Annotated in this window: 13 protein-coding genes; 12 read left to right on the top strand and 1 reads right to left on the bottom strand. The window is 38.5% G+C overall.

Annotated elements, in window-relative coordinates:
- The gene (locus tag PI85_RS11945; protein ID WP_008178959.1) at positions 1 to 378 is read right to left on the bottom strand and encodes a GntR family transcriptional regulator; all 378 of its coding nucleotides are present in this window, start codon (positions 376 to 378) and stop codon (positions 1 to 3) included.
- Between the two features lie 141 nt (positions 379 to 519).
- Between PI85_RS11945 and PI85_RS11950 the strand changes: the two genes are divergently transcribed.
- The 12 genes from PI85_RS11950 to PI85_RS12005 all read left to right on the top strand — a co-directional run bounded on the left by PI85_RS11950 (position 520) and on the right by PI85_RS12005 (position 15,131).
- Positions 520 to 783 (top strand): hypothetical protein, encoded by a 264-nt coding sequence (locus tag PI85_RS11950; RefSeq protein ID WP_004224966.1) that lies wholly within the window; start codon positions 520 to 522, stop codon positions 781 to 783.
- 9 nt (positions 784 to 792) lie between these two features.
- Positions 793 to 1,572 (top strand): NAD(P)-dependent oxidoreductase, encoded by a 780-nt coding sequence (locus PI85_RS11955; protein ID WP_012293314.1) that lies wholly within the window; start codon positions 793 to 795, stop codon positions 1,570 to 1,572.
- The gene (locus PI85_RS11960) at positions 1,566 to 2,156 is read left to right on the top strand and encodes a dipicolinate synthase subunit B (protein ID WP_008178956.1); all 591 of its coding nucleotides are present in this window, start codon (positions 1,566 to 1,568) and stop codon (positions 2,154 to 2,156) included. Before PI85_RS11955 ends, PI85_RS11960 begins: the two co-directional genes overlap by 7 nt.
- Before the next feature lie 82 nt (positions 2,157 to 2,238).
- Positions 2,239 to 3,276 (top strand): aspartate-semialdehyde dehydrogenase, encoded by a 1,038-nt coding sequence (locus PI85_RS11965; RefSeq protein WP_036124081.1) that lies wholly within the window; start codon positions 2,239 to 2,241, stop codon positions 3,274 to 3,276.
- Between the two features lie 13 nt (positions 3,277 to 3,289).
- Positions 3,290 to 4,189, top strand: coding sequence for a 4-hydroxy-tetrahydrodipicolinate synthase (gene dapA, locus PI85_RS11970; RefSeq protein WP_008178954.1), 900 nt, complete (start codon positions 3,290 to 3,292; stop codon positions 4,187 to 4,189).
- Between the two features lie 776 nt (positions 4,190 to 4,965).
- Entirely contained in the window at positions 4,966 to 6,633 is a 1,668-nt protein-coding gene (locus PI85_RS11975; protein WP_036124084.1) for a ribonuclease J, read from the top strand.
- Positions 6,634 to 6,786: 153 nt separating this feature from the next.
- Entirely contained in the window at positions 6,787 to 9,081 is a 2,295-nt protein-coding gene (locus PI85_RS11980) for a DNA translocase FtsK (RefSeq protein ID WP_036124088.1), read from the top strand.
- A 188-nt stretch (positions 9,082 to 9,269) separates the two neighbouring features.
- The gene (locus PI85_RS11985) at positions 9,270 to 9,998 is read left to right on the top strand and encodes a GntR family transcriptional regulator (protein ID WP_008178950.1); all 729 of its coding nucleotides are present in this window, start codon (positions 9,270 to 9,272) and stop codon (positions 9,996 to 9,998) included.
- 54 nt (positions 9,999 to 10,052) lie between these two features.
- Positions 10,053 to 11,135: a BMP family protein gene (locus PI85_RS11990; protein ID WP_036124090.1), complete on the top strand. Its 1,083-nt coding sequence runs from the start codon at positions 10,053 to 10,055 to the stop codon at positions 11,133 to 11,135.
- Between the two features lie 441 nt (positions 11,136 to 11,576).
- On the top strand, positions 11,577 to 13,124 hold the full coding sequence (locus PI85_RS11995; protein WP_036124093.1) for an ABC transporter ATP-binding protein: 1,548 nt from the start codon (positions 11,577 to 11,579) through the stop codon (positions 13,122 to 13,124).
- Entirely contained in the window at positions 13,124 to 14,170 is a 1,047-nt protein-coding gene (locus PI85_RS12000; protein ID WP_012293322.1) for an ABC transporter permease, read from the top strand. Before PI85_RS11995 ends, PI85_RS12000 begins: the two co-directional genes overlap by 1 nt.
- Before the next feature lies 1 nt (position 14,171).
- Positions 14,172 to 15,131, top strand: coding sequence for an ABC transporter permease (locus PI85_RS12005; protein WP_036124095.1), 960 nt, complete (start codon positions 14,172 to 14,174; stop codon positions 15,129 to 15,131).
- Positions 15,132 to 15,241 lie beyond the last annotated feature (110 nt).

Here is a 15,241-nt window from a genome sequence, read left to right on the forward strand (position 1 = left end):
TTAATGATCCCCCTCTAACATTAAAGTGACTAAATCTTGTAATTCTTCATTTGAAAGACCAGCTGTTTTCGCTAATTTTACGGCTTTCAGCACATGCTCCTCTACTTGTCGCAAGAGCTCCTCACGCAGGAAATCCTGGTTACGTTCCGTTACAAAGCTTCCCTTCCCAGCGACTGTTTCAATAAAGCCATCCCGTTCTAAATCGGCATAGGCACGTTTAGTAGTCATTACGCTTATTTTTAAATCTTTAGCTAAAGCACGAATGGATGGTAGGGCATCACCTGCTTGCAATTTATTAGCTAGAATGGCTTCTTTGAGCTGGATGGTGATTTGCTCATATATGGGCTTATCACTGGCATTGCTTAAATGGATATGCAAAATCCTCACCTCTTATAACTGTATATACACACTATACACAGATTGGAGCAGAAATGCAATATATTCCTACTTTTGGTAGGGGGCACGATTTACAAAAACTCGGCATATATTGAGGTAACGGCTCAAGGAGGGAGATGAGGAATGCTACTATCTGAGATGGTGGATAAAGAGTTAATTCAAATTGAGGGTGGTGTACATTTTGGCATCCTGGCTCATACAGAATGCCTATTAGATGTGCAAACAGGAAAAATACATGGTTTTGAGATTGTCAAAGATAAATTACCTTTCCAAAAAAAGAAAATGAAGGTTAGTGAAATGATACCTTGGCACGAAATTATATTAATTGGTGAAGATCGAATTTTATTTAACAAGACATCTACAGTACAGTCAGAATATTTACAGTGAGGTGAGCTTTTGGAAAACGAAAAATGGCTCGTTATCGGTGAGGACTCCAGATTAAAAGAACTAGCTACAATGTTAAGAAGTCCATCGAGAACAGTGTTTTATAAAAGAACGACAGTTTGGAACGAGGAGTTAAATAAACTTGTTTTAGAATTTCAACCAAATAAAATTATTCTACCTATCCTGCCTTTAAAAATAGAAGTAGAACAGCTATATGGTATATCACAGGTTAAATTCTATACAGGTCGTTTAACTATGCACTGGAAGCATCTGCTAGAAAAAAATGAATCCCTTTGCTATTTACAACAAGAATCGTTTATTTGGCAAAATGCTAGATTAACAGCAGAGGGGTTTATCGCCACGTTTTACGGACTCGAGCAAAAATGTATTTACGGACAAAATTTTACAATCGCAGGTTTCGGACGTATCGCAAAAATGCTCGCTTCTTTACTAGTTAAAATGGGGGCAAATGTTCATATTGTTGCACGTTCAGTTGTACAAGTGAGTGAGGCTAAGGCATATGGCTATAAAGCTACGGACTTAGATGATCGTTTATGGTCAATTAATGAAGGTACATTTATTAATACAATTCCAGCTAAATGGATTACAGAATCGTTTAAAGATCATGTTCCAGCAGTTTTATATGATTTAGCCTCAGAGCCAGGCTGTTTGGATATAGATGCTGAGCAACTTCAAACATATGTACTGTTGCCATCATTGCCTGGGAAATACTTTGCACATAATGCTGCTGAAATTCTGTGCAAGGCCATAGAGGAGGAAGAAAATTGTTAACGGGGAAACGAATTGGCCTAGGTATTACAGCCTCTCATTGTACGTATGAAGATGTCATACCTAAAATTCAAAATTTTATGGATGTTGGTGCAACGGTTATACCAATCATTACCCATTCCGTTTTACATGCAGCTACACGCTTTGGTACAGGGGAGGAATGGATTGCAAAAATAGAAGCTTTAACTGGAGAAAAAGTTATTTCTTCTATAAAAGAAGCGGAGCCATTTGGTCCATCCAATCCACTGGATGCAATGGTAATCGCTCCAATGACAGGTAATAGTATTAGTAAGTTTGCCAATGCGGCTACAGATAGCCCTGTTCTTATGGCAGCAAAGGCAACTTTACGTAATGGATCACCTGTAGTGTTAGGAATTTCAACAAATGATGCACTCGGCTTAAATGGAATAAATATAATGAAGTTGTTAAATGCCAAAAATATTTACTTTATCCCATTTGGTCAGGACTCTCCTCACTCCAAACCAAATTCTCTAATTGCTGATTTTGACCAAATGGTAGATACTGTTCATGCAGCAATTACGCAGAAAAAGCAATTACAACCGCTGTTGATACAATATTTCAAATAAATCATAGATTACACACAATTTTCAGTATTTTTGTGATACAATAGCACACATTATGGAACTTGTATTCAAGGAGAGATGACAGATGACAAAGCAGTTAACAGTTGCGGTTGTTGGAGCAACAGGAGCAGTAGGATCAAAAATGATGGAGCAATTAATCAAACGAAAATTTCCAATAGGGAACATTAAATTTCTAGCATCTGCACGTTCAGCAGGAAAATCAATCGAGTTTAATGGTCAAACATATACAATTGAAGAAGCGACACCTGAAGCTTTTGAAGGCGTCAATGTCGCTTTATTCTCAGCTGGTGGTTCAGTATCAGCTGTGCTTGCACCCGAAGCAGCAAAGCGTGGTGCGGTAGTTATTGATAATACGAGCCATTTCCGAATGGATCCAGAGGTACCACTTGTTGTACCTGAAGTGAATCGAGGCGATCTGGCGAAGCATAAAGGGATTATTGCAAATCCAAACTGCTCGACAATTCAAATGGTAGCTGCACTTGAGCCAATTCGTAAAGCATTTGGATTAACAAAAGTGCTTGTTTCAACGTATCAGGCGGTTTCAGGTGCAGGTATTTCTGCTATTGAAGAATTAAAAACACAAAGCGCAAACTGGGAAGCAGGTAGGGATGTAGAAGCAAATATTTTACCATCTGGTAGTGATAAGCGCCATTACCCAATCGCTCGTAATGTCATTCCACAAATTGATAAATTCACAGATAACGGATTTACATACGAAGAAATGAAAATGATTAATGAGACGAAAAAAATTATGCATGCACCAGAGCTAAAAGTTGCTGCTACTTGCGTTCGTGTGCCGGTCGTTTCAGGTCACTCAGAGTCTGTTTATATTGAGGTAGAGAAAGAAACATCAATCCAAGAGATTTTTGACGTATTACGCAATGCACCAGGTATAGTATTACAAGATGATATTGCAACACAAACTTACCCAATGCCTATTTATGCAGAAGGGGAAGACGCTACTTTTGTAGGACGTATCCGTCAAGATTTAGACAACAAAAAAGGATTCCATCTATGGATCGTTTCTGACAATCTATTAAAAGGCGCTGCTTTAAACTCTATCCAAATTGCAGAAGCAATGCTTGAGGATAACTTACTATAAGAGGGGTGTAAGGATGAATTTAGGTCGAATTGGAACGGCTATGATTACGCCGTTTAAAGATGATGGCACGATAAATTATCCAGAATTAGAACGTATTATTAATCATTTGATCGACAATGGTACAGATTGTATTGTTGCTTGTGGTACGACTTCTGAAAATCCTACAATGTCTACGGAAGAAAAAATAGAGGTTGTTCGTTTTACAGTAGAAAAGGTAGCTGGTCGTGTGCCAGTTATTGCTGGCACAGGGGACAATGAAACAGCATATTCTATAGCCATGACCCATAAAGCAGAAGAAAATGGAGCAGATGGCATAATGCTTGTAGCTCCTTACTACAATAAACCAAATCAACGTGGGATCTTTGCTCACTTTGAAACGATTGCTAAACAAACGAGTCTACCAGTTATGCTCTATAATGTCCCTGGGCGTACTGGTGTGAATGTGGCCTATGAAACTTCTGTTGCATTAAGTAAGATTCCTAACATCGCTTGGATTAAAGAAGCAAGCGGCAATTTGGATCAGATGGGTGATGTTATTGAAAATGTTGATCCAGATGATGATTTCTTAGTGTATAGCGGAGATGATGGCCTAACATTGCCACTAATGGCGATTGGCGGGGCAGGCATTATTTCCGTAGCGGCTCATGTAGTAGGCAATGATATGCAATTAATGATTAAAGCGTTTGAAGAAGGAAATCATAAGCTAGCAGCTAAAATTCACCGAGCATTATTACCTCTTGTACGCGCGCTGTTCGCTCAACCGAACCCTTCACCTATTAAATATGCAATGACAAAGCTAGGCTTTGATACACTCAATGTTCGTTTGCCAATGATGGAAATGACGGATGAAGAGAAGGCTAACTTTGATAACATATGGGATACGTATCAAGAAAAAGCGAGAAGTTTTAGATAAATAAAAACGAGGCTGATCATTCAAATCAGTCTCGCGGACTGTAGACGAACTCTCAATGAATTTTGAGTTGGCTACAGTCTTTTTTTTCTTTACTGGGTCGACCCGCTTCCCTCGCTTTGTTGCTGCCGCTTTGCTTTCAGTCCAGAATCTCGACTTTCCCGCAATTTGTTACACTAACTTCAACATAAAGAACTCCTTATTCATTTAAAGTTATAATGAGCGTGAACAATTTGATATGTTAACGATTGATCCATGAATTCCCAAAGATTATTTCGTGTGAAAACTGGAAGCTACTATAGATTTTTTATTTAGATATCCACTAAACAATTGTCCATGCAGGCGATGCTTACTTTGGCTGCCATGATTTAAAGAAAATGGCTACTTGGACATGGTAATTAGCTTAGAGAGCAAATTTGCTCGGAGAGTATGTGGAGATCCGCAGTGAGTGATTTACCAAAATTGAAAATGCAAGAGGAAGAAAAGCATAGAGAGTGAACTTCTCGATGGATTTTGTCAACAGTCTGTGAGGCTGATTATTCAAAGCAGCTTCCTTTTTATTTAAGAAATCCATAACTTCTCATCCTCAAAAATACTTTAATGACTCTATTTCCATAAGGATTCCAATATCTGTCTTTCCATCTACTAGCAATAAGGAAAAGATAAGAAAATATATTTCTGCTGTGAAACATGTATTTTTAATTTGTGCAAAAGCTTAGCAAACCGTATAATAAATGTTAAGTGGTTGCTGTTCGGGATATTTTTTAGGAGGAAATAAATTGACAAAAAAGAAAAATGAACTGATTCGAATCATCCCTCTTGGGGGTGTGGGCGAAATTGGAAAAGCAATGTACGTAGTAGAAATTGATGAAGAGCTATTTGTAGTAGATAGCGGCTTAATGTTCCCAGAGGACGAGATGCTAGGCATCGATATCGTGATCCCTGACATTACGTACTTAGAAGAAAATAAAGAGCGTGTGAAAGGTATATTCTTAACACACGGACATGAAGATGCAATTGGCTCGATTGCCTATGTATTGCAAAAAATAAAGGCACCAGTGTACGGCTCAAAATTAACAATTGCTCTAGCTAAGGAACATTTGAAAGAATTACCTGCACCACATCAGGTAAAGTTTTTTGAAGTAACAAACCGTAGTCGTATGAATTTCAACTCAACGTATGTAACATTCTTCCACACAACACATAGTATTCCCGATTCGTTAGGGGTAGTGTTCCATACATCTGAAGGCGCGATTGTTCATACAGGAGAGTTCAAATTCGATCAATCAGCGACAGGTAAATTTAAACCTGATTTAGCGAAAATGGCCCAGTTAGGGGAAGATGGCGTCTTTATTCTATTATCTGAGTCTTGCGAAGCTGAACGACCAGGTTATACAACATCGGAAATTGTCATTGAAGAACAATTATCAAAAACATTCCATTCAGCACCAGGTCGTATTTTAGTAGCTGTTTATGCATCGAATTTTATCCGAATTCAACAAGTATTTGCTCAAGCTCAAAAATCATTCCGTAAAGTAGTGATTGTCGGGAAGCCATTAGAGAAGGCTGTAGATTTAGGTGTACAGCTTGGCTATTTAACAGTCGAAGAAGATACAATTATTCCAATTTCAGAAATGCAAAAATATCAAGACGATGAAATTATCATTATTACAACAGGCAATAAAGGGGAGCCTTTAGATGCTCTCGAAAAAATCGTACGTAAGCATCACCGTGACATTAAAATTAAGCAGGGTGATACAGTTTTAATTACATTTACACCTTCTCCTGGTATGGAAGTGCAAATGGCTAATACGATGAATTCCATTTCTAAAGCTGGGGCTGAAATTCTAACTTCTAGCAAAAATGTGCACGTATCAGGTCATGGTAGTCAAGAAGATTTAAAGCTTATGTTAAATTTAATGCAACCAAAGTATTTTATTCCTGTTCAAGGGGAATATCGTATGCTAATTGCTCACTCTAAATTAGCTCAACAGCTAGGCATGCAAAAATCCCAAATATTTATCGCTGATAAAGGGGATATTGTTGAATATAAAAATAATAAGATGCGCATGAGTGGACGTGTACAAGCTGGTAACGTCTTAATTGATGGGATCGGTGTTGGCGATGTGGGGAATATTGTTCTTCGTGATCGTAAATTATTATCACAGGATGGTATTTTCATTGTGGTCGTGACATTAAATCGTGCACAAAAGAAAATTGCGTCTGGTCCAGAAATTTTATCACGCGGCTTTGTATATGTTCGTGAATCAGAAGAGTTAATGGTTGAGGCATCGGACATCGCAAGGACTGTTATTGAAAAATATGTAGGGAAAGAAACATTTGAATGGACGAATATTAAGCAAGAAATTCGTGATACTTTAAATACGTACCTATTCCAGAAAACAAAGCGTCGTCCAATGATTATCCCAATTATTATGGAATATTAATACAAATGACTCATCGTCAAGGCTTTGAGGAAAAGTAAATGGAAAAGGATTTTCTCCCAATTGCGGTGGAAAATCCTTTTTTTGAAATGTTCGAGTTCTACATGGTATGATTCGCTACATATATAAAATGGATTGCAGAAGAAGGTGATAGAAATGGCGGTTAGTAAAAGAAAAAAGTCTACTAAAAGCAAAGCAACAACAGAAAAAAAAGAAATGTCTCCACTTATGTATGAAATTCTAGGGCTGCTCTTAATTGCGCTTGCGGTCATCATGATTTTTGAATACGGTATGATCGGGCGTACGCTACAAACATTCGCAATGTTTCTATTAGGAAATTTACATTTTGCCGTTCCATTTATGCTAATATTTGTTGCGTTATTAATGATGATTGGTCGAAAAAAAGTCGGTATGAAAGACCGCTTAATTCTAGGTATGCTCCTCATTATTATGAGCTTAACCATCTTTAGTCATGGCATATTATTTGAACAATTATCAAAATCAGGTGGCTTATTATCTGATTCGGTTCTCCGTGAATCATGGCGAATTCTCATCAATACCGAGGGGATTATTCATCGCAGTAATGCACTAGGCGGTGGAATGATCGGTGCTCTTTTATTTAGTGGTCTTCATGTTCTATTTGAAGCATCAGGGGCACGAGTCGTTGCTTGGGTTATTTTCTTTATAGGCTTGATTTTGGTTACTGGAAAAGCATTAGTGCCATATTTGGCAGAGAAAATGCCAGATTTATTTGGTAAATGGAAAAAGAAACATCGAGATAAGAAAAAAAATGCACCTAAAAAGCCAAGTAATCGTCGTTCTAGGGCAGAAAGTGTGGACGAGATTGCAGCGGTGAATCAAACCACGGATATGCCTGAGCAAGAAGAAGAAGAAATACATCATGAGCCCATTATTTCTGCATTTACCCAAAATGTATCTCAGGAAAGAACTATATTTGATCAGGCAGAAATAGTGGAAAATGAACACGATGAAGCTATGGATGAGGTCCATATTCAAGGGACAGATACTGTAGAAAATGCAGACTACCAGCTTCCTTCTTACAATCTATTACAATTACCACCACAACATGACCAAAGTGGAGAATATTCCGTCATCCAGGCGAATGCCAAAAAGCTTGAACAAACATTGCAAAGCTTCGGCGTAAAGGCAAAAGTCACACAAGTTCATTTAGGACCAGCCGTTACGAAATATGAAATCTTACCTGATATTGGTGTCAAGGTAAGTAAAATTGTCAATCTGCAAGATGATCTAGCATTAGCGCTGGCTGCCAAGGATATTCGTATGGAGGCACCAATCCCTGGAAAATCTGCCATTGGTATTGAAGTGCCAAATAGTGAGGTAGCCATTGTTACTTTACGAGAGGTATTAGAATCGAAGGATGGAGCTAAGCCAGAGGCATTGTTGCAGGTAGCATTTGGACGAGATATTACGGGACAAGCAGTGCTAGCAGAGCTCAATAAAATGCCGCATTTACTCGTAGCGGGTTCAACAGGTAGTGGGAAAAGTGTCTGTATAAATGGCATAGTAGTATCCATACTAATGCGTACAAAACCACATGAAGTAAAGCTTATGATGATTGACCCGAAAATGGTGGAGTTAAATGTTTATAACGGTATTCCCCATTTATTGGCGCCTGTTGTGACCGATGCACGAAAAGCTTCTCAAGCCTTGAAAAAAGTTGTTTCTGAAATGGAACGTCGATATGACCTGTTTTCACATACTGGAACACGAAATATTGAAGGCTATAATAATCATGTACAAAAGGTCAATGAACAGACAGATGAAAAGCAACCTAAGCTACCTTATATTGTAGTCATTGTAGATGAGTTAGCAGATTTGATGATGGTCGCATCTAGTGATGTGGAGGATTCAATTACACGTTTAGCCCAAATGGCACGTGCAGCGGGAATCCATTTGATTATTGCAACGCAAAGACCAAGTGTAGATGTTTTAACAGGTGTCATTAAAGCTAATATTCCATCGCGAATTGCTTTTGCAGTTTCTTCAGCTATTGATTCGAGAACGATTTTAGATATGGGCGGAGCAGAACGATTACTTGGTCGCGGTGATATGTTATTTTTACCAGCCGGAGCATCGAAACCAAAACGGGTACAAGGAGCCTTTTTATCGGATCAAGAGGTTGAGGCTGTTGTGAATTTTGTTATAGAACAGCAAAAGGCGCAGTATCAAGAGGAGATGATTCCTACTGAAGAAGAAACGATTTTAGAGGAAACCGATGAATTATATGACGAAGCAGTGCAATTAGTGGTCAGTATGCAAACAGCATCTGTCTCCATGCTTCAGCGTCGCTTCCGAATAGGCTATTCAAGGGCAGCACGTATTGTTGATCAGATGGAACAACGCGGTATTGTCGGGCCTCCTGAGGGCAGTAAACCTCGTCAGGTGCTTATTCATCAATACGACAATTAAACATTAAATGGATGGTTCTTTTTGTATATTTGTCCATTTATTTGCAACGGATTTGAAGAAAGAATGAATTCTATAACAGATTTTATTTAAAACTGTTTATTTCATTCTGCAAAAATGTTATATTTATGAACGATTAGTAGGAATGTTGTACATCAGATGTCTGATCTCTGATTTTGGTGGTGATATATGTGACTATTAAAGCAGATCATCGTCATCTCTATCTTCAAGTAATCGATCGTTTAAAATCTGACATTGAGGCTGGCATTTTTAAAGAAAATGAAAAGCTGCCTTCAGAATTTGAATTATCGAAATCACTCGGAGTCAGTCGAGCAACACTTAGAGAAGCACTTCGACTGTTGGAAGAGGAAAATGTGATTGTGCGCCGACACGGGGTTGGGACTTTTGTCAACCCTAAGCCGTTGTTTACATCAGGCATCGAGCATTTATCGAGCATTTCTTCTATGATCGAGGCAGCGGGTATGGAGCCTGGTTCGCGTTTTTTAAAAGCGGCCGAGCACATCCCTTCTGAGGAAGATTTAAAACGCTTCCAATGTGATGGCGACGATAAAATACTCACAATTGAACGTGTCAGAACAGCGGACGGTGAGCCCGTAGTTTACTGTATAGACAAGCTACCCGCAAGCTTCCTGCCTACTGACTTTGTCGAAAAAAAAGAAGTTTCACTGTTCTCTGCTCTTGAGCAATCTGGAAAAATTCATGTGGCCTATGCGGTTACGTACATTGATCCAGTTGGGTATCATGAACAAGCTTCACCGATTTTAAACTGTGGACGTGAAACAGCTCTTTTAGTGTTAAAGCAGTTGCATTACGATGACCATGATCAAGTAGTGCTCTATTCAAAAAATTATTTCCGAGCTGATAAATTCAGCTTCCATGTAGTTCGTAAACGGGTGTAGAACATTTCTAAATTTTTTTCCTGCTAATTACAATACCTTTGGGGGGTTAATTAAATGAAAAAACGTAAATTTGGTTTAGTATTAACATCAGTATTAGCGGCAAGTGCAATTTTAGGTGCTTGTGGTACAAAAGACGAAAAGCCTGCAAAAGAAAATGATAACGCTTCGGGTGGAGAAACATCAGAAGAATCATTTTCAGTAGCAATGGTTACTGACGTAGGTGGCGTTGATGACAAATCATTCAACCAATCTGCATGGGAAGGTGTTCAAGCTTACGGAAAAGAACACGGTCTTAAAAAAGGTGATGGTGGTTTCGACTACCTACAATCAGCTTCAGATGCTGACTATGAAACAAACTTAAACAACTTAGTGCGTCGTGACTTTAACTTAGTTTATGGTATCGGTTTCATGATGGCTGATGCAATCGATGCAGTAGCAGCTGAAAATCCAGACAATCACTTTGCGTTGATTGATGCTGAAGTGAAAGCAGACAACGTAGTAAACGTACTGTTCAAAGAGCAAGAAGGTGCTTTCTTAGCTGGTGTTGCTGCAGCTAAAATGTCTAAATCAGGTAAAATCGGCTTCGTAGGTGGCGTAGATATTCCAGTTATTAACCGCTTCCACGCTGGTTTTGTTGAAGGCGCTAAAGCAGTAAATCCAGATATCGACATCCAAGTAAAATACACTGGTGCATTTGATAAAGCAGATCTAGGAAAAATCACTGCTAACAGCATGTACTCTTCAGGTGTAGATGTTATCTTCCACGCTGCTGGTGCAACTGGTAATGGTGTATTCTCTGAAGCAAAAGAACGTAAAGCAAAAGATCCAAATGCAGATGTATGGGTAATCGGTGTAGATGCTGACCAATACGAAGAAGGTAAAGTAGACGATAAAACAAACGTAACTTTAACTTCTATGTTAAAAGGTGTTAACACAGCAGTAGTAGATATTTCAAACAGAGCGAAAAACGGTGACTTCCCTGGTGGAGAAACACTTGTTTATGGTTTAGCTGAAGATGGGGTTAAACTTGCGGATTCTCGCGGTGCAATTCCAGAAGATGTACAAAAAGTAATCGATGAATATAAAGAAAAAATTGCTAAGGGTGAAATCGAAGTTCCAGAAAAAGTGGAAAAATAATTCATCTTTTGATCATCATAAGGGACTTTTAAGAAGGACCTTATGATGATTTTTCAATCTATCGTTATATTTAGATTATTCGCAATTCTCTATTTAACTAGATTTATATGAACCTTTTAGAGGTAGTAATAAGATTTTCATAATGATGGTAACAAGTTAATAGAAGAAAGGTTTCTAACGATGACCTTTCCTGTATTAATTTAGCAAAACACCTACCTCTATAGGTGGGATTATATCAGTAAATAAAAGATAGCCTTTGGTAACGAAAGCGGTCTAAAGAATTAGAGAACTGTAGCAAAAAAGCTCTAACGGTCATCTAGTTTATGTACATTTCGAATACTGGATGTATTGCTAATCTGTGCCATCAGTCATAGTAGAGGCAGATACTAAACGCTAAGGCGGAATTACTTTATAAAAGTGCCTATTAAGGGAGTGACAATATTGGAATATGTGATTGAAATGCTAGGAATCCGTAAAGAATTCGGTAATTTCGTGGCGAATAATAATATCACCCTCCAACTGAAACAAGGCGAAATCCATGCATTGCTTGGAGAGAATGGTGCAGGTAAATCGACTTTGATGAACGTCCTTTTTGGTTTGTATCAACCAGAGGGTGGCGAAATTCGCGTTCGTGGGAATGCTGTAAAAATTACAAACCCAAATGTTGCCAATGATTTAGGGATTGGTATGGTGCATCAGCACTTTATGTTGGTAGAAAATTTTACAGTAACAGAAAATATTATTTTAGGCTCCGAGCCAACTAAAATGGGTATTGTCAATATAAAAGATGCATCTAAAAAAGTACAAGCCCTTTCTGAGAAATATGGCTTGGATGTTGATCCTAATGCCAAAATTGAAGACATCACTGTTGGTATGCAACAACGTGTTGAAATATTAAAAACATTATACCGTGGTGCTGATATTTTAATTTTTGATGAACCAACAGCCTCTTTAACACCACAAGAGATTACGGAATTAATTCAAATTATGCGTCGTCTTATTGCTGAGGGGAAATCTATTATTTTGATTACCCACAAGCTAAAAGAAATTATGGAAGTGTCCGATCGCGTAACGATTATCCGTAAAGGTGAAGGAATTGGCACTGTTGTAACCGCTGACACAAATCCTGATCAGCTAGCTGAAATGATGGTTGGCCGACAAGTTGAATTTAAAACAGAAAAAACGGATGCGAATCCAACTGAAGAAGTACTTGCTATCCATGACTTAGTCGTAACGGATTACCGTGATATTGATAAGGTAAAAGGTCTGAACTTAAAGGTTCGCAAGGGTGAAATCGTCGGTATAGCAGGTATTGATGGAAACGGTCAATCAGAATTGATCGAGGCGATTACAGGTCTTCGTAAAATTAAAAGTGGTACTGTTGAACTAAATGGTAAAAATATTACAAATTTGAAGCCTCGTAGTATAACAGAAGAAGGCGTTGGGCATATTCCGCAAGACCGTCATAAGCATGGTTTAGTACTAGATTTCCCGATTGGTCATAATATTGCGCTACAAACGTATTATCAATCTCCTATAGCTAAAGGCTTTGTCATGGACTATAAAAAAGTGTCGGAGAAAGCCAATCAAATTATTAAAGAATACGACGTACGTACAGGTAATGGTGAAATGACACCTGCTCGTGCATTATCCGGTGGTAACCAACAAAAGGCTATTATTGGTCGTGAAATTGATCGTAATCCAGATTTATTAATTGCCGCTCTACCAACACGAGGTCTTGACGTAGGGGCGATTGAATTTATTCACTCGCGTCTTATTGAGCAACGTGATAAAGGGAAGGCTGTTCTGTTAATTTCCTTTGAATTAGATGAAGTTATGAATGTTTCGGATCGCATTGCAGTTATTTATGATGGTCAAATTGTGGACGAATTAAATCCGAAAGAAACAACAGAACAAGAGCTTGGATTATTAATGGCAGGTCAAAGTAAAAAAAATAACAAGCATGATGCGAAGGAGGGGAACGACTAATGTCAAATCGTGTCATTAATATACTCGTTCCTATCATCTCTATCATTATCGGTTTAATTGTAGGGGCTATCGTCATGGTAGTCAGTGGCTATGACCCAGTACAAGGTTATATCGCTCTTTGGACAGGTATTTTTGGAGATTCATATTCAATAGGGAACACAATTCGTCAAATTACACCATATATATTAGCAGGTCTTGCAGTAGCATTCGCCTTCCGTACAGGGCTGTTTAATATTGGTGTTGAAGGTCAGCTTATTTTAGGTTGGTTAGCAGCAGCTTGGGTAGGTTATGCATTTGAGCTACCTAAAGTTATACACTTACCATTGGCATTACTTGCAGCAGCAGCAGCAGGTGCATTTTGGGCCTTTATTGCAGGTTTCTTAAAAGCGAAATTTAAAGTGCATGAAGTAATTGCGACAATTATGCTTAACTATACTGCGTTATATATTGCAAACGCGGTCATTAAAAAATTGTCAGATGGTAGCTTTAAAACAGAACGTATCCATGAATCAGCTTCATTACGTTCTCCGTTTTTAAGAGAGCTTACAGACAACTCAAGTCTTCACTATGGGATCATTGTTGCACTATTAATGGTTGTTGTTATGTGGTTCATTTTAGAAAAAACAACTCGTGGATATGAGCTGAAAGCTGTAGGGTTCAACAAAAATGCTGCAGATTATGCTGGTATGAGCGTTAACAAAAACATTATTTTAGCGATGACTATTTCAGGTATGTTTGCAGGTCTTGGAGGAGCGATGGAAGCTCTAGGTACGTTCCAAAACGCATCCATTAAACCTGGCTTCACTGGAATTGGTTTCGATGGTATCGCCGTAGCCTTACTTGGTGCAAATACACCACTTGGCGTAGTATTCGGGGCATCACTCTTTGGTTCATTAAAATATGGGGCTTTAAATATGCCAAATGCTGCTGGTATCCCGGAAGAAATTGTATCGATTATCATTGCGTTAATTATCTTCTTCGTAGCATCAGGCTATATTATTCGAGTAGGCTTACAGAAGCTGAGCAAGAAAAAGGAGGGACAATAACATGAGCTTTTTAGAAATGTTATATTTCATCATCCCTTCAGCGATTCTATATGCAACACCTTTGATTTTTACAGCCATCGGTGGGGTATTCTCTGAACGCTCTGGTGTTGTCAACATCGGGCTAGAGGGCTTAATGATTGTTGGTGCTTTTGTTGGTATATTTATCAATTTAGAATTTGCTTCATCATTAGGTGCAGCAACTGTTTGGGTAGCAATGCTAGCGGCTGTTGTAATTGGTGCGATTTTCTCACTTTTCCATGCCGTTGCTTCTATTTCATTCCGTGCCGATCAAACAGTATCAGGGGTAGCTATTAACTTATTAGGCTTAGCTGCTACTGTATTCTTAGTAAAAATGATTTATGATAAAGGTCAAACAGATATGATTGACCAACCGATTCGCCGTTTTGGTATTCCTTATTTAGAGGACATTCCATTCTTTGGCCGTTTATTGTTCCATGATGTTTACAGTACATCTATTCTGGCGTTTGTGGTAGCATTTGGTGCTTGGTTTATTATTTATAAAACACCATTTGGCTTACGCCTTCGCGCTGTAGGTGAACACCCAATGGCGGCAGATACAATGGGGATTAACGTCAATAAAATGCGTTATATTGCTGTTATGATTTCTGGAGCTCTAGGTGGACTTGGTGGTGCTGTCTATGCACAAACAATTACGCACGACTTCTCACATGCGACAATTGCTGGTCAAGGTTTCATGGCGATTGCTGCTATGATTTTCGGGAAATGGCATCCAATTGGTGCACTAGGTGCAGCCTTATTCTTCGGTTTAGCACAAACATTAAGTATTGCAGGGAACCAAATTCCACTCATCGAAAATGTTCCAGCCGTTTATCTGCAAATCTTACCGTATGTATTAACAATCCTTGCTTTAGCAGGCTTTATTGGTAAAGCGAATGCTCCTAAGGCAAGTGGTCAACCATATATTAAAGGTAAGCGTTAAAATAAGTCATGATTAAAGACTGAGTGAAATATGCTCAGTCTTTTTTTCCATGTTGTTTTCATATAATTTATAATTTTTCCCATACATACTTTGGATTCTTTTTGCAATTA

Origin of the sequence: Lysinibacillus sp. A1 (assembly GCF_000801965.1) — a bacterium.
In the GTDB taxonomy this organism is placed as follows: Bacteria; Bacillota; Bacilli; order Bacillales_A; family Planococcaceae; genus Lysinibacillus; species Lysinibacillus fusiformis.

Excerpts from the sequence above, each read along its gene's own strand:
- dapA (WP_008178954.1), top strand. The coding sequence starts at position 3,290 with ATGAATTTAGGTCGAATTGGAACGGCTATGATTACGCCGTTTAAAGAT.
- PI85_RS11965 (WP_036124081.1), top strand. The coding sequence starts at position 2,239 with ATGACAAAGCAGTTAACAGTTGCGGTTGTTGGAGCAACAGGAGCAGTA.
- PI85_RS12005 (WP_036124095.1), top strand. The coding sequence starts at position 14,172 with ATGAGCTTTTTAGAAATGTTATATTTCATCATCCCTTCAGCGATTCTA.
- PI85_RS11990 (WP_036124090.1), top strand. The coding sequence starts at position 10,053 with ATGAAAAAACGTAAATTTGGTTTAGTATTAACATCAGTATTAGCGGCA.
- PI85_RS11980 (WP_036124088.1), top strand. The coding sequence starts at position 6,787 with ATGGCGGTTAGTAAAAGAAAAAAGTCTACTAAAAGCAAAGCAACAACA.
- PI85_RS12000 (WP_012293322.1), top strand. The coding sequence starts at position 13,124 with ATGTCAAATCGTGTCATTAATATACTCGTTCCTATCATCTCTATCATT.
- PI85_RS11950 (WP_004224966.1), top strand. The coding sequence starts at position 520 with ATGCTACTATCTGAGATGGTGGATAAAGAGTTAATTCAAATTGAGGGT.